The following is a 14418-nucleotide window of genomic DNA, read 5'->3' on the forward strand; positions in this document are numbered from 1 at the left end:
AAATGGGGTATCCTACGATAAACTCAGATGAATATATGGATTAAAATTATGATGGAAAACCGAGCTTGATAGCTCGGTTTTCTATTTACCCTGATCTTTAAATGCTGTTCTCCCACTTGCACTTCGAAACAATGAGATATATAATAATACAAAATAAATATCAATAGCGATGATAAAGTTAAAGTACATTTACTTCTTGGCAGCATTAAGAGAACTTGTGTTTGGTGCAAACAAGTGCAGGAGTAAATTGGAATTGGGCTTTGGAGTTATGTCTTTCTTAAATCAAGTGATCTCAATAACAATTGATGAGATAATAAGGGTGGTACCGCGGTCCATTCGTCCCTTTATTAATGGGATGAATGGATTTTTTCGTATAAAAAAACATATTTATGAAAGGAGTCATTTTGATGACACAAACCATTTTTTCAGGTATTCAACCATCAGGATCATTAACGATTGGGAATTATTTGGGAGCAATGAAACAGTTCCCAGAATTACAAGATGATTATGACAGTTACTTTTGTATCGTTGATTACCATGCGATTACGGTCCCACAAGACCGATTGAAGCTTCGTGAACGAACACGATCACTCGCGGCATTGTACCTAGCTTGTGGGATCGATCCAGAAAAATCTACCTTGTTTATTCAATCAGAGGTTCCTGCACATGCTGAATTATCTTGGATGCTTCAATGTGTCGCGTCAATTGGTGAGTTAGAGCGCATGACACAGTTCAAAGATAAATCAGAAGGAAAAGAATCTGTTACGGCAGGATTATTGACTTACCCACCACTTATGGCAGCCGATATCTTATTATATGGTACTGATCTTGTGCCAGTCGGTGATGATCAAAAGCAGCACTTAGAACTAACACGTAATCTCGCTGAACGATTTAACAACCGTTATAATAATATTTTTAATATACCTGACATCCGCATCCAAGAAGTTGGTGCACGTGTCATGTCACTCCAAAATCCAACAAAGAAAATGAGTAAGTCAGATGATAACCATAAAGCAACTATTTTTATGTTGGATGAACTGAAGCAAATTGAGAAAAAAATCAAAAGTGCTGTCACTGACTCTGAAGGTATCATTGAATATGATGAGGAGAATAAACCGGGCATTACTAACTTATTAAATATTTATGCAAGTTTTGCTGAAAAGCCCGTAGAAGACATTGTGACTGAGAATCAGGGTAAAGGGTACGGTGACTTCAAACAAGACTTAGCAGAGCTTGTCCAAGGAGAATTAGAGGCGATTCAGAATCGATATTACGATTTATATGAATCAGATGAATTAGACGACATTCTGGACCATGGACGTGAAAAAGCAGATCGTGTCGCATCTAAAATGTTGAACAAAGCTAAAAAAGCGATGGGTATTGGACGTGTTCATTTAAAAAAGTAATAAAAAACCGGTTGTGTTTGAAAACGCAATCGGTTTTCCTCTTAATTAATAAAGCAAAAGAACGTTCCAGTCCACGCCAGAAACGTTCTTTTGCTTAATTTAGAGCATTTTAAAACCGAGTGATTAAAATACTCGGTTTAATGCTCAGCCTTTCAACACATTTTTCTTCTTTTGTTCCATTTCCCAAAGTCGTTCAAAAAACGGCTGACCTTTTGCCATTTTTTCACAAAGCTCTTCATGCTTATCATTCCAGCCCACCTTCACTTCGTTTAAAAGAAGCTCAAAGCCTTCTTCAAACATCATGTCGTGAAGCTGTTCATACCATTCTGGCTTCCATTCAGTGAGCCAGTAGCGTAATTCATCAATACGCTGACTTTGGTTTAATTGGTCAATCATTAACATTAAGAGATGCTTTAACTGTCTTTCCTTTCGAGTTAAACCTACCATATAAACAGGTTCTAAGGATAACAAATGGTGTTCCTTGCCTCTTCTTGGTCGTTTAAATGAGAATGACATAGGCGTTTTCTGTTTGACTAAGTCCAGTACTAATCGTTCTTGCCTTGGAATTAGTCGGCTTTTTCTTACTGGAATTTCATATCCTAGTGTGTCAACCACTAAGGCATGCTCTCCATCTGTCACAACAAACGCATAATCTAGGGGGATTCTCTTATGATGTTTTTTCAAGTAAGCGCGTTGATAAACAGATTCAAGTAACTGTTTCGGGATGTCTTGCATGTTGTTCTCTATGTAGTCATAAAGACCTTCTTCAACATGGACAACAGGGATTTGGTCTAAAAGCTCAATAGCATCGTCTTTACGCCATTCGTGAAATTGACAGACATTATAGCCGTTTTCTTCACCTTCAAACCAATTCACCCAAATATCATGTACATATAACATCATAATCCCTCACTTTTCAAAAATCCTCCACTTATGCTCATTATGACCAAGAGAGTTATTTTTATTCTTAATTTATGAATCAAAAGGGCTTTTATACATAGCCAAAAACATTAGAAGTAGTCCGCTTGGAAGTAAATAGCACTCAGGTCGCTTATAGATAAAAATTAAAAAATCAAAAAGCCCCATCCCAACTGGTATGAAATTTAAATACCCGATAATGGATACGCCACCCACACAAGTAAACCCAAATCCAATCAAAAAGATAATGAATTGCCACATATCGTAACCTCCAAGCTTGTCCACACGTCTAATTAATAAATATATATGAGTTTGTTGTAAAAAATATTTAATATAATCGACCTTTACTTATATTAAATTTAAGTGTAAATTTGTTAGTGGGTATCTAAACAAAGAGAGGGTAAGTTATGGTTTCGAAACGAACAGAGAAAAGAAAAAGGCAAAGAAAACGTAGAAGAAAAACAATATACTCCATTATATTGGTCTTATTTTTAAGTGCCATTATTTTTACTATATATGAATATTGGTCAGCCAATAACGAAGCTAAAAAAGAAGCTGAAGAAATTATCGACTCTGAACAACAAGAGGAAAATATAGATAATTTTCAACCCGAAGAACCGTTGGACGATACGATTAATGTCTTATTATTAGGGGAAGATTCAGATAAATATGGGAATTCTAGAACGGATACAATCATGATTGGGCAATACGATCCAGAGTATGATCGGGCCAAATTAGTTTCTATTATGCGTGATACGTTCGTTAAGATTCCTGACCATGGCTATAATAAAATTAATGCATCCTATGCTATTGGTGGCCCAGAGTTATTAAGAAAAACCATTAAAGAAAATTTTGATATTGACATTCATTATTTTGCCTATGTTAATTTTAGGGGCTTTGAACGTATTGTAGACACGATTGCACCGGATGGGGTTGAAATTAATGTTGAAAAACGAATGTACTATTACGATGAAGCCGGAGATGTCAATATTAACCTTCAGCCTGGCGTACAGAAGTTAGATGGAGAAACGTTACTTGATTATGCTCGCTTTAGAAATGACTATGAAAGTGACTTTGGCCGGGTTCGTCGTCAACAGCAAGTCATGAGTGCACTAAAGGATGAGATGCTTTCATTTACGAGTATTCCAAAGCTACCGAGCGCAATAGGAACGATAGAACCATTTATTACGACGAATATGGGTATTCCTCAAATCACTAAATTTGCAACGGATTTCTTGATGAATACACCGGATGAAATTGAGACGATGCGTATTCCAATTGAGGGTTCCTATCGAAATAAAAATTATGAACACGCTGGTGCCGTATTAGAAATTAATTTACAAGAGAATGTAGAGGCGTTTAAAGAATTCTTTGAGAATCAGCCTAAAGAAGATGATGAAACACGCGAAGTGAATGAATCGGATACAGAAAACGAAACGAACAATCAAACAAATCAAAGCTAAAAATGCCCCCATTTTCCAGGCCTGGAAAATGGGGGCTATTATTATTCTTTAAATTTTTTAAACACAAGCGAAGCATTATGGCCACCAAAACCAAGTGAGTTGGTCATAGCAACATTGACTTTTTCTTCACGCGCTTCATTCGCGACATAATCTAAATCACATTCTTCATCTGGTTCATCTAAATTAACTGTTGGTGGCATTACATTTTCTTTAAGACTTAAAGCTGTAATAATCGCTTCAACACCACCGGCAGCGCCTAATAAATGGCCTGTCATCGATTTTGTTGAACTCATGGCTAAGTTATTGGCATGATCATTAAATACTTGTTTGACGGCATTCGTTTCATATGGGTCATTTAACTCTGTACTTGTACCATGTGCATTAATGTAATCCATTTCTTCTGGACCCACTTCTGCATCATCTAATGCCTGTTGCATAGCGCGAGCAGCTCCTTCGCCATCCGGTGCTGGTGCTGTAATATGATAAGCGTCTCCAGTTGAACCATAACCAATAATTTCGGCATAAATCTTAGCCCCACGCTTTTGCGCTGATTCTAATGTTTCTAAGACGACGATACCAGAACCTTCACCCATTACAAAACCACTACGATCCTTATCAAACGGTCGACTTGCCGTTTTTGGATCTGTGCTTTTTGATAGTGCGCCCATCGACGAGAAACCGGCGATCGACATATGGTTAAACGGCGCCTCAGCACCACCTGTAATCATGATATCTGCATCGCCTCGCTCAATAACTTTAAACGCATCACCAATTGAGTTAGTTCCAGAAGCACATGCGGTGACTGAGCATGAATTAATACCTTTTGCGCCAAGTATAATGGAAACTTGACCCGAAGCCATATCTGGGATAATCATTGGAATGAAGAAGGGACTTACACGCCCTTTATCTAAATATTTACGAAAGCTTTCTTCATAAGTCGTCATCCCACCGATACCTGATCCAATCCATACACCTGTACGTGGGGCGATATCTTCAGTAATTTCAAGTCCCGCATCTTCTACAGCCATTTTTGAAGCCGCCACGGCGTATTGAGTAAATAAATCCATTTTACGTTTTTGTTTTTTCTCCATGTAGTCCGTTGCGGTAAAATCTTTTACCTCACCTGCAACATTGACTGAAAAATCATCCGGGTTTAATTTTGTTAGCTCACTAATTCCAACATTTCCAGAGGTGATGTTCTCCCACATCGTATTAATATCATTACCGACTGGGGAAACAACACCTAGTCCAGTTACAACAACTCTTCTTTTAGACATTGCTCAACCTCCTCTTATTTTCCCCACCGTAAGGCAACAGCACCCCAAGTAAGGCCGCCGCCAAATCCGACTAGGACTACGAGTTCATCTTCTTTAATTTTACCTTCCTTAACATCTTCTGACAATGCAATTGGTATCGAAGCTGCTGAAGTATTACCGTACTTGTGAACCGATTTAGACATCTTTTCTACTGGAATGTCAAGCTTTTCACGTGCTGCTTCCATTATGCGAATATTGGCTTGGTGTGGGATTAGGTAATCTACGTCATCTTTCGATAAACCAATTTTTTCGACTACATTTAGGGCAGAATCTCCCATTTGTCTGACCGCAAATTTGAAGACTTCGCGACCGTTCATGTGAATAAAGTCTTCATCCGTTTGATGTAAATGTGGAATTCCTGTTCCATCTGCCCCCAACTCAAAAGATAGTATACCTTTATGATCTGAAACAGGTCCAATCACAGCTGATCCTGCCCCATCTCCAAATAACACACACGTATTTCGATCCTCCCAATTCACAATTTTAGAGAGTTTTTCTACACCAACAACTAAAATGTTTTGGTGTGTTTGAGACTCAATAAATTGCTTAGCCGTAACCATACCATAAATAAAGCCTGAGCATGCCGCACTAACATCCATAGCTGATGCTTTAAAGGCACCCAAACGCTCTTGAATTTGGCAAGCCACTGATGGAAAGCCCATATCTGAGGTTACGGTTGCTACTAATATCATATCTAAATCTTGACCAGAAATTCCAGCTTCATCTAATGCCATTTTGGCTGAATGATAAGCCATGTCTGATGTATCAATTTCATCTGGTGCTATACGACGTTCTTCAATGCCGGTTCTAGTCCGAATCCATTCATCTGACGTATCAACGACTTTCTCTAAGTCCTGATTGGTGACGACATTATCTGGAACATAATGTCCCGTTCCTAGAATACCTGCTTTCATAAGGGTCATCTCCTCATTACAAACTATTATAATCATATATTATGACCTGGTTATAATTTTATCAAAAAAATAAACGGAAGAAAAGAATTATTTCACGATTCTTCCGGTCTCTATATAATGATTAATTGATTCGTTTATATCTTCGCGAACCCCTTCTGGAACCTCATTTCCATAACGTCCCAAATAAATATATTCATTGTCAAAACTATAGCTTATAACGCCTGGGGTTAATTCCCCTTCATCATATTGATTTGCAACCTCTAGGTAAATTTTCTCTAAATCTTGTATGGTACTGGTTAAGACCGTATCTGGATCAATCTCATATTGATCGTTAATATAACCAATAGACTGAATATTATGTTCTGATGCTTTCTCAATAATTGGAACGTTAAACCCATCACCCGCAGGATAAACAATATCGATACCTTCATCGATTAAATCATTTAAAAATAACATCGCGCGCTGTTCATCGTACCAATTAAAAACAGACCTTAAGTGAAGATCTATAGAGGAGTCCGTATCTTTAACCCCTTCGTAAAAACCCTGAACCTCAGATTGATTTTGATAGGCTGAAATGACACCGATTTCTTTCGTGTCCGTCATTTTCGCTGATAAAACACCTGCGAAGTATCCCATTTCATATCCATCAAAATGAATACTCGTAATATTTTGGTCAAAGGAGTTTCCATTAAAATAAACAAAATGAACATTTGGGTAATATTCGTTAATTTGTTCGAAATATTTTCCAAATTCCGCTCCATGTCCAAAAATCAAATTAACACCTTGGCGTTTCATATCTTTAACGTATTCCTCAGTTTCACGTAATGTCGTTACATTTTCACGTGTAATGACACTCGTATTATGCTCGTCCTTTATATTAAGAACACCGAGATATGCCCCTTTACCCCAGGTCTCATCATGAATGGTACCTTCAAGCAAAAGCCCTACATTATTCAATTGTCCTCTTTCAAATACTTCACCACAACTAGATAATAAAAGTAAAACTACAATCGTACAACATATCGTCCATAATTTTTGCAACCCAAGCACTCCGATACACTATATCTATCTTTTATTACTATTTTGTTCGTTTTCTAACAAATAATCAAATTATAAATTTCAAATATTTAAAAAACTTATGATATGCACTGACTGTTCATCTTTACCATTCACCCTAATATAATCGGGTACAAGAGAACAATGATTTAAATTGACTAAAAAGTGTACGATATCCTGAATGTGAACTTCATATGCTTGTTCCTCTCTTTCTTCTGCTGGATGAAGTCCAGAAATAAAAGTATCCTCTAGTTGAATCGGAACCTTCTGGGAATTTTTCTTTGAAAATTGACACAAAAGCTGCTTGGAAGTAAAATCGTATGCGCAATCATAATGAGTTTTCTCCTGTTTATTTAAGTGAAATAAAGCATTTCGCCCTATTAAAGCATAAAGGTTAAATTTATCGTCGTCCTCCTCGACTTCATCAAATCCAAATATTTCATTACCTTCATTTAAGTAATGTTCAATTAAATCAAAAGCAATTCGATGAAAACAACCGTTAACCAAAATTTTCATTTTCTTCATCCTTTTGTGTCTATAATATTAACTTCAGGTAAAAGTTATTTATTTTTTTTAAATCCTTTGGTAAACTGTAATTTGGAATGTAAAGAAAAATGAGGTGACAAATATATGCGTATTATATGGACTTTATTTTGGAGTTTTGTATTAAGCTTAATGGTTGTATATGTATTAGCAAGTATGACTGGAGATGAATTTAGTTTCACTTTCTCTATAGTCTTAACAGCAATCTTTACGATAGCAACTGTCACACTGGGTGAAGGCGTAATAAAAGATGACTCGTCGAATTAATGAAAGAGGTTGACTCATATAATACTGAGTGTTGAGTCAACCTCTTTTTTTAGTACCATGGTAGTAGACTCAAGGCAGCAATGGCTGTCAAGGGTAGGATTAACCTTCTTAAGCCAAACCCTGGATATCCATATCCGTAACCATATCCATAAGGGGAAAATTGACGGTGCTGATCTAACATAACAGGTGTGACGATATATACATGATCATCATCCATGTCAATGATTACACCGTGTATTTGTTCACCCTGATGTGTTTCCACCAGCACGTTCTGTTTCATATGACTTTTACATAAATTATACATATGACCCTTTGAATAAGTATTCACAGAATCAACCTCCCTTTTCACGATTAACTTATTCAAATAACCCATGATATGTGCACATTTCAGGAGGTTTCTTATGCAGGAAATAATTGAAGTCTTAAAGTTTTTATTTTTAGGTATTTTTCAAGGTTTTACAGAACCGATTCCAATATCGTCTAGTGGTCACCTATTACTGGCAAGGAATTTACTCGATATAGACATGTCTGGCTTATCTTTTGAAGGATTTTTGAATTTTGGCTCTTTAATAGCTGTTTTAATCGTCTATCGGAAAGATTTAATGGAATTAACGGTTAATGGGTCAAAGTTTTTATTTCAACGGGATACCAACTACCGTTCAGATTTCAACTATATCATGCTATTAGTCATCGCGACGATTCCAGCTGGTCTTCTAGGGGTATTATTCGAAGACACAATTGAAAGTGTGATTGGTAATCAAATCAAAATCGTTGGAATTACGTTAATTTTAACAGGGATAGCCTTATGGATTATTCGTAACCTTAAAGGGTTTAAGTCTGATGATGAGATTACAATAAAGGATGCTATTATTGTTGGGGTTGCACAAGCAATTGCGCTTATACCGGGAATCAGCCGGTCAGGAGCGACTATAGTAGGTGCGATGCTCATTGGTTTCAAACGCTCATCTGCCCTTAAGTTTTCATTCTTAATGTATATACCCGTTAGTGTGGGTACGATGATATTCTCCGTTAATGATATGATTGGCAATGAAAACTTCTCAGGTCAGTTCGTGTTATTAATCATTGGATTAGTTGGAGCTATTGTGGCTTCATACTTTGCTTTGCTTTGGTTTATCAATGTTATGAAAGCAGGAAATCTTAAATATTTTGCATTTTATTGCTTGATTGTCGGCGCATTAGTCTTTTTATTTTTCTAATAGAAAACCCAGCCACGAATCTATTGATTCATGGCTGGGTTTCGTATTAGTCTGGAATGCCAAGAGCAATTTTGGCGTAACGTGACATACGCTCTTTCGTCCAAGGTGGATTCCAAACGATATTAACTTCTGTTTCATCAACTTCAGGGATATCTGAAAGGGCACGTTTAACATCTTGTTCGATTGTTGCCGCTAACGGACAACCCATTGCTGTTAGTGTCATTGTTACATTCGCAATTCCGTCTTCCTCTAGATCTATACCATAGACAAGGCCAAGGTTAACGATATCAATCCCAAGTTCAGGGTCAATAACGTTCTCTAGTGCGCCCCAAAGATTTTCTTCTAACGCTTTATCCATTGTCAATCCTCCTTCAACTTTCTAACTATATTATAAACACGTTTAGAAAATTTTTAAAGGACAATGGATATAACCGAATCATTTCATATATATTTATTCTCCAACTGTATATATGGAGTAATTAATTTTTCCTGGCATACTTCTACCTCTCGACACAAATATCCGTTTATTTAACCAGTCATACTTTCTCGAAGACGTTTCAAAAACAGGCTGTGCCGCAAAATAATATTTATTCTTGTCCACTTCCTCACCTCGCTCGATCTGTCTTAAAACATCCTTAGGTCCTGTACGAACACCTCGATTAGTCATCAAAATATAAACACCATCATACGTCTTTAACAAAATACGTAAATCCTGAATAACTGTACTATCATCTAATACGGTCATCCAATCATCGCCTCCGGGAATAACCGTTCCATTCAATAAATCTCCTCGGAAATATCCGTCCCTGACATATATGATCTGACGATTCCCACTTGCTGTCACCCCTGTATGATAAGGTTGATTAACGGTTAGTTCCATATCGAATAATAATTTTAATCCTGGAGCGTCATAGTGTTCCACAGCTTCTCCTCCTTCGATAATGAGCTATATTTATCATTGTCCAACCCCATATCTCAACTTGAGTAAAAACGACTTTCATTAAGAACTCGTCTATTCTGCGTTTAGCATGACAAAATCAAACGAAGCCACTTTGTGGTCGTCTTTTTCATAGAGTTTTGTCATAAGTGATGAACGAACATCGTCAGTCACATCAAGTGATTCATCTTTTTGAAAATAAACTTTGGTAATCAAGGTCTCATAGTCTTTCCGCTTGAACATGAAGTGTAGGTAGGTGGGACGATATGGATGTTGATCAATCATGTTTAAACATTCACTTGTTGGCCCATCTTTTGGGATATGACGCTGATTCGGAACTATCGATTCAACCTCAAAGGACCCATTTTCATCCGTATAGAAGCGACCACGCAGGTTATATGGTGGGGCATCTGCATCAAATGATGAATAATGACCATCCGCATCAACCTGCCACATATCAACAAGCGTGTTATTTAAAGGGGTTCCATCGGCATCCTTTACAGTTCCTGAAAACATCAGTTTTTCACCTTTTTCATTTGGTCGCATTGGCAGTTGATACGGCTTATCCAAAATGGGTGCACCCTCAACATAATATGGGCCTAAAAATGAAGGCGTCATCTCTTTATTAGCTAGATACATATTTTTCAAAACAGACGATTCAATAAACACTTCCGCGAATAATGGCCACTCTCCATTTCGTCCTAATCGATCCGCCCATTTGAGGAACGATGTATATTCGTTTTGATTTAGGTTCGCTTCTTGCAAAAAATTATTTAAATGCTTATAAAATAGATTAATATTCTCACGCATTCGACGACTCATGCTTCATCTCCCCTTATTTAAACCATAGTAAGAGCCTACTAATTCCTATTAATATAATTATTAATAGATTCAAGATTTATGAGTTTAATTTTATAATTTAGAAGTGGTCAAGTTTCTATCTAAAAAAAAAGCTAAAGCATATCGTTAATTACGTAAGCCTTTATCAACTTAATGCACAAAAAAGCCGTTACCGATTAAAATCGGTAACGACTATTCTTAAGATATTAATCAACCTTATTTCCAAAAAACTCTATAAATGCTCTAATAGCCAATCTCTTAAAGCTAATTTGGCTTCAAGGCTAACTTTATGATCTCGATTCGGCTCAGTTATATATTGATATCGGTCTTCAGGATAATGGGCGTTTTTAAGCGCTTCTACAAATGAAACGGAATGTTCGAATGGAACAACGTGGTCATTTTCACCATGCCAGAGAAAAATTGGCCGATGGTTAAGCTTTTCCAATTGATGTGATAAATCAATCGCTTTAAGTGATTGGAGCTGATCATCGATTTGTTCCTTTGTCATAGGAATTTCTATACCTTGTTGTTCGATACCCTTTAATAAATAAACAGCCATGTCACTAATCTTAGCAGACCCCATCATCAGTCCAGCTGTTTTAATCCATTCAAATTGTGTCAAAGCCGCTGCGACTGTTATACCACCCATACTTGTTCCAGCGATACCAATTCGGTCTTCTAATAGTAAATCATGTTCTTTCAGATATAAATATAATTGCTGCAAATCATCCAAGTTTTGCAACACAATATTCCAAAAGTCCAATTGAATTCGATTCGGATCACTTATCGTCTGTCGATTGCCGTGGTGCATACTATCTGGTAAAAGAACTCTATAGCCTTTTTCAGCAAGTAAGTAAGCCTGGGCAAGGTCCTGTTCTTTAGCACTTGTAAAACCATGAAAATAAATTAGTGTTGGAAGTGGATGATTAAGTTGATCTTGTTCAGCAACTATTAATGTTGGTATTTCTTTAATTTTTATATTATCAATAACGATCATGCCTATGCCCCTCTCAAATGTTTTATTCCTATATTATATGATAACGGTTGTCCTTTCAATTTTCATACAGTATATGACATCGTGATTGGATTATGGTAAAATAATATAATTAGAATTAAAGGGAATACAATGAGGTGAAAATAGATGCAAAGGCATTTAATTGCTTTAGATTTAGATGGTACATTATTAAATGATGATAAAATCATTTCAAAACGTACACTACAAACGCTAAAAGCAGCAAAAGATCAAGGTCACATTGTCGTCATCGCAACAGGTAGGCCATTTCGAGTGAGTAAACAATTTTATGAACAGCTTCAATTAGATACACCGATTGTGAATATGAATGGTGCTTATATTCATCATCCCAAAAACAAAAATTGGGACCATATGCATTCACCTCTTCCGAAAAACGTTGCTTTTGACATCATCGACACCTCTACATCAGTAGGTGTTCAAAATATCATGGCAGAAATTATGGATCATGTTTACATCAATGAAGAGAAAGAGCATATTTTTAACCATTTCTTACTTGATAGTGTTGAATATTCAGCAACAATCGGTAACTTAAAAGAGACATTAACGGGAGACCCATCCTCATTATTGATTCATCCATACGATGACGGTGTTGATCAAATTCGACAAGCTCTTGATGAGAACCATGCATCAACTATTGATCATCGAAAATGGGGAGCGCCATTCCATGTAATTGAAATTATTCGTTCTGGTTTGCATAAAGCAATCGGTTTGCAAAAAATTGCAAAAGAATATGATATTCCATCAAGCCGTATTATGGCATTTGGTGATGAAGATAACGATTTAGAAATGATTGACTATGCTGGTATTGGAGTCGCAATGGATAATGGTATCGATGAGCTAAAATCAATCGCGAACCAAGTGACATTGACCAATCACGACGATGGTGTTGCTCATTTGATTGAGGAATATTTAAGCATTCCAACTCCAATATTAACTAAAGAATAATTAATTATATTTTTCGTTTTTCTGCACAAAATATACCTGAACACGAACAAAACGTGTTCAGGTTTTTTATTTCCTTAGTTGGTTAGGAGGCTCCGACATGAAAAAAGAACCAATAAAAGGAAAGAAAAGACAAGAAATCACAGCTGACACCCGAAAAGGTAAATTTACCGATAAAGCGCGCAAGAAAGCAGAAGCCGACCGTCATACACGAGGAGGATTCTAACATTGGCAAATAATAAGAATAACAATATTCTTCAGCAAGCACGTCAAACCATGCAAAATTTAACTAACCGCAACCAAAATAAACAACAAGACGAAGAAACCGCTGATCGAGCTGTACAGCACGGAATTCAAGCCGCTTACGAACAGGGCTCTCCCGAAGAACAAGAGCAAGTGAGACAGCTTGAGCAAAGAATGAATCAGCAAAAAATGAAATAGTACCCTTTTTTGCGACACAGGTAAAACTGTGTCGCATTTTTTTGTAAAAATCATGTAAATGTATGTGATTTTTCGAAAATTATGTTGTACGAATCTGTGGTGTCATTTATAATAAAGTTGTTTTAATAATTCTAAGGGGGAATAAAATTGAAAAAACTTTTCATGCTAATGAATGTGGCTACATTAGCTGTTCTTGCAGCTTGTGGTTCTAGTGGAGATTCCGGTAACCCTGACACACTAGTTATGGGATTCGTACCATCTCAAGATAGTGATACAATTGCGGAAACAGCCGAACCTCTTGCTGAAAAACTTGGCGAAATTTTGGACAAAGAGGTAGACGCGCAAACGATGACAAGCTATAGTGCACTAGTTGAAGCACTTGGTAACGATACTGCACATATTGGCTTTATCCCTGCGTTCGGTTTCGTATTAGCCGATAGTCAATACGAAGTTGAACCGATTTTAAAATCTGAACGTAACGGTAGTGCGACTTATGTAGCTCAATACTTAGTACGTGCAGATTCACCGGTTGAGAGCCTAGAGGATTTAGGTGAACATGCTCAAGATATGATTTGGGCTTATGGTGATGCATCATCTACTTCTGGTTATCTTTTCCCAGCATCTCAGTTAATCAATATGTATGACCTTGAAGGAACAACAGCTTTACAGGAAGATTTCTTCAAAGATACAGTAAGCTCAGGTGGTCACGATGCCTCTGCAGTTGCTGTATTACAAGAACAAGCTGATATTGCGACAACTTTCGATGATGTTCGCGATACAATGGTTGAAGATTATCCGAATATTATGGATGAGTTAAAAGTTATTGGTACAACTGATCCAATTCCAAACGATACCATTACGGTACCAAGTTCATTAGATGATGAACTTGTACAAGAAATTAAAGAAGCGTTCCTAAGCTTTAACGATGATGAGGAAATGATTCAGATTATGAATGAGGTTTACAATTGGGACGCAATTATCGAAGCAGAAAGATCTGACTTTGATGTTGTAAAAGAAACATATGAAAACTTAGAACTAGGAACTGAAGTTTTGGAGTAATCCTTACATTTAAATTTGAAACAGATTTTAAAATAGGGAGAGGACTATGACTCTCCCTATTTTTTA

19 protein-coding genes and 1 other annotated feature are annotated in these 14418 nt (G+C 36.8%); of the genes, 8 read left to right on the plus strand and 11 right to left on the minus strand.

Annotation, left to right across the window (positions count from 1 at the left end; genetic code table 11):
* Window positions 1–160 precede the first annotated feature (160 nt).
* Window positions 161–347, plus strand: a binding site (T-box leader).
* 60 nt (window positions 348–407) lie between these two features.
* Entirely contained in the window at window positions 408–1406 is a 999-nt protein-coding gene (gene trpS / locus BLP77_RS06650) for a tryptophan--tRNA ligase (protein WP_093856333.1), read from the plus strand.
* Between the two features lie 144 nt (window positions 1407–1550).
* Here trpS and BLP77_RS06655 read toward each other — a convergent pair whose 3' ends face one another.
* Complete coding sequence (locus BLP77_RS06655; RefSeq protein WP_093856425.1) at window positions 1551–2306, minus strand: DUF3603 family protein; 756 nt, start codon at window positions 2304–2306, stop codon at window positions 1551–1553.
* A gap of 72 nt (window positions 2307–2378) precedes the next feature.
* A complete protein-coding gene (locus BLP77_RS06660; RefSeq protein ID WP_093856334.1) occupies window positions 2379–2585 on the minus strand; it encodes a YuzI family membrane protein in 207 nt (68 codons plus the stop codon).
* 146 nt (window positions 2586–2731) lie between these two features.
* On the opposite strand from BLP77_RS06660, the gene BLP77_RS06665 reads away from it, so the two are divergent.
* Window positions 2732–3787 (plus strand): LCP family protein, encoded by a 1056-nt coding sequence (locus tag BLP77_RS06665; RefSeq protein WP_093856335.1) that lies wholly within the window; start codon window positions 2732–2734, stop codon window positions 3785–3787.
* A gap of 41 nt (window positions 3788–3828) precedes the next feature.
* Here BLP77_RS06665 and fabF read toward each other — a convergent pair whose 3' ends face one another.
* The 4 genes from fabF to BLP77_RS06685 form a co-directional block, all read right to left on the minus strand.
* Entirely contained in the window at window positions 3829–5064 is a 1236-nt protein-coding gene (gene fabF / locus BLP77_RS06670; RefSeq protein WP_093856336.1) for a beta-ketoacyl-ACP synthase II, read from the minus strand.
* Window positions 5065–5078: 14 nt separating this feature from the next.
* Window positions 5079–6017 carry a beta-ketoacyl-ACP synthase III gene (locus BLP77_RS06675; RefSeq protein ID WP_093856337.1) on the minus strand — a complete coding sequence of 313 codons (939 nt, stop codon included), beginning with the start codon at window positions 6015–6017 and terminating at the stop codon, window positions 5079–5081.
* Between the two features lie 87 nt (window positions 6018–6104).
* Window positions 6105–7058 (minus strand): BMP family ABC transporter substrate-binding protein, encoded by a 954-nt coding sequence (locus tag BLP77_RS06680; protein ID WP_176752980.1) that lies wholly within the window; start codon window positions 7056–7058, stop codon window positions 6105–6107.
* 78 nt (window positions 7059–7136) lie between these two features.
* On the minus strand, window positions 7137–7589 hold the full coding sequence (locus BLP77_RS06685; RefSeq protein WP_093856339.1) for a hypothetical protein: 453 nt from the start codon (window positions 7587–7589) through the stop codon (window positions 7137–7139).
* A gap of 114 nt (window positions 7590–7703) precedes the next feature.
* Between BLP77_RS06685 and BLP77_RS06690 the strand changes: the two genes are divergently transcribed.
* A complete protein-coding gene (locus tag BLP77_RS06690) occupies window positions 7704–7883 on the plus strand; it encodes a YjzD family protein (RefSeq protein WP_093856340.1) in 180 nt (59 codons plus the stop codon).
* Between the two features lie 49 nt (window positions 7884–7932).
* On the opposite strand, the gene BLP77_RS06695 is transcribed toward BLP77_RS06690, so the two are convergent.
* Window positions 7933–8211: a hypothetical protein gene (locus BLP77_RS06695; protein WP_245686820.1), complete on the minus strand. Its 279-nt coding sequence runs from the start codon at window positions 8209–8211 to the stop codon at window positions 7933–7935.
* Window positions 8212–8284: 73 nt separating this feature from the next.
* On the opposite strand from BLP77_RS06695, the gene BLP77_RS06700 reads away from it, so the two are divergent.
* Window positions 8285–9100 carry an undecaprenyl-diphosphate phosphatase gene (locus BLP77_RS06700; RefSeq protein WP_093856342.1) on the plus strand — a complete coding sequence of 272 codons (816 nt, stop codon included), beginning with the start codon at window positions 8285–8287 and terminating at the stop codon, window positions 9098–9100.
* A 46-nt stretch (window positions 9101–9146) separates the two neighbouring features.
* Here the strand turns inward: BLP77_RS06700 and BLP77_RS06705 are convergent, their stop codons facing one another.
* From BLP77_RS06705 to BLP77_RS06720, 4 genes are all read right to left on the minus strand, one after another.
* A complete protein-coding gene (locus BLP77_RS06705; RefSeq protein ID WP_093856343.1) occupies window positions 9147–9458 on the minus strand; it encodes a metal-sulfur cluster assembly factor in 312 nt (103 codons plus the stop codon).
* A gap of 93 nt (window positions 9459–9551) precedes the next feature.
* The gene (locus BLP77_RS06710; RefSeq protein ID WP_093856344.1) at window positions 9552–10022 is read right to left on the minus strand and encodes a DUF3237 domain-containing protein; all 471 of its coding nucleotides are present in this window, start codon (window positions 10020–10022) and stop codon (window positions 9552–9554) included.
* Between the two features lie 90 nt (window positions 10023–10112).
* Window positions 10113–10859, minus strand: coding sequence for a dioxygenase family protein (locus BLP77_RS06715; protein WP_093856345.1), 747 nt, complete (start codon window positions 10857–10859; stop codon window positions 10113–10115).
* 250 nt (window positions 10860–11109) lie between these two features.
* Window positions 11110–11874, minus strand: a complete 765-nt coding sequence (locus BLP77_RS06720; protein WP_093856346.1) for an alpha/beta fold hydrolase — start codon at window positions 11872–11874, stop codon at window positions 11110–11112.
* Window positions 11875–12018: 144 nt separating this feature from the next.
* Between BLP77_RS06720 and BLP77_RS06725 the strand changes: the two genes are divergently transcribed.
* The 4 genes from BLP77_RS06725 (at window position 12019) to BLP77_RS06735 (ending at window position 14352) form a co-directional block, all read left to right on the plus strand.
* Window positions 12019–12855: a Cof-type HAD-IIB family hydrolase gene (locus tag BLP77_RS06725; RefSeq protein WP_093856347.1), complete on the plus strand. Its 837-nt coding sequence runs from the start codon at window positions 12019–12021 to the stop codon at window positions 12853–12855.
* Between the two features lie 97 nt (window positions 12856–12952).
* The gene (locus tag BLP77_RS16120) at window positions 12953–13078 is read left to right on the plus strand and encodes a hypothetical protein (protein WP_261753351.1); all 126 of its coding nucleotides are present in this window, start codon (window positions 12953–12955) and stop codon (window positions 13076–13078) included.
* A gap of 2 nt (window positions 13079–13080) precedes the next feature.
* The gene (locus BLP77_RS06730; RefSeq protein WP_093856348.1) at window positions 13081–13293 is read left to right on the plus strand and encodes a DUF3813 family protein; all 213 of its coding nucleotides are present in this window, start codon (window positions 13081–13083) and stop codon (window positions 13291–13293) included.
* 147 nt (window positions 13294–13440) lie between these two features.
* A complete protein-coding gene (locus BLP77_RS06735) occupies window positions 13441–14352 on the plus strand; it encodes a phosphate/phosphite/phosphonate ABC transporter substrate-binding protein (RefSeq protein WP_093856349.1) in 912 nt (303 codons plus the stop codon).
* Window positions 14353–14418 lie beyond the last annotated feature (66 nt).

It is taken from the genome of Tenuibacillus multivorans (assembly GCF_900103915.1).
GTDB lineage: Bacteria > Bacillota > Bacilli > Bacillales > Alkalibacillaceae > Tenuibacillus > Tenuibacillus multivorans.

Excerpts from the sequence above, each read along its gene's own strand:
- trpS (WP_093856333.1), top strand. The coding sequence starts at position 408 with ATGACACAAACCATTTTTTCAGGTATTCAACCATCAGGATCATTAACG.
- BLP77_RS06655 (WP_093856425.1), bottom strand. The coding sequence starts at position 2,306 with ATGTTATATGTACATGATATTTGGGTGAATTGGTTTGAAGGTGAAGAA.
- BLP77_RS06660 (WP_093856334.1), bottom strand. The coding sequence starts at position 2,585 with ATGTGGCAATTCATTATCTTTTTGATTGGATTTGGGTTTACTTGTGTG.
- BLP77_RS06665 (WP_093856335.1), top strand. The coding sequence starts at position 2,732 with ATGGTTTCGAAACGAACAGAGAAAAGAAAAAGGCAAAGAAAACGTAGA.
- fabF (WP_093856336.1), bottom strand. The coding sequence starts at position 5,064 with ATGTCTAAAAGAAGAGTTGTTGTAACTGGACTAGGTGTTGTTTCCCCA.
- BLP77_RS06675 (WP_093856337.1), bottom strand. The coding sequence starts at position 6,017 with ATGAAAGCAGGTATTCTAGGAACGGGACATTATGTTCCAGATAATGTC.
- BLP77_RS06685 (WP_093856339.1), bottom strand. The coding sequence starts at position 7,589 with ATGAAAATTTTGGTTAACGGTTGTTTTCATCGAATTGCTTTTGATTTA.
- BLP77_RS06690 (WP_093856340.1), top strand. The coding sequence starts at position 7,704 with ATGCGTATTATATGGACTTTATTTTGGAGTTTTGTATTAAGCTTAATG.
- BLP77_RS06700 (WP_093856342.1), top strand. The coding sequence starts at position 8,285 with ATGCAGGAAATAATTGAAGTCTTAAAGTTTTTATTTTTAGGTATTTTT.
- BLP77_RS06705 (WP_093856343.1), bottom strand. The coding sequence starts at position 9,458 with ATGGATAAAGCGTTAGAAGAAAATCTTTGGGGCGCACTAGAGAACGTT.
- BLP77_RS06715 (WP_093856345.1), bottom strand. The coding sequence starts at position 10,859 with ATGAGTCGTCGAATGCGTGAGAATATTAATCTATTTTATAAGCATTTA.
- BLP77_RS06720 (WP_093856346.1), bottom strand. The coding sequence starts at position 11,874 with ATGATCGTTATTGATAATATAAAAATTAAAGAAATACCAACATTAATA.
- BLP77_RS06725 (WP_093856347.1), top strand. The coding sequence starts at position 12,019 with ATGCAAAGGCATTTAATTGCTTTAGATTTAGATGGTACATTATTAAAT.
- BLP77_RS16120 (WP_261753351.1), top strand. The coding sequence starts at position 12,953 with ATGAAAAAAGAACCAATAAAAGGAAAGAAAAGACAAGAAATCACAGCT.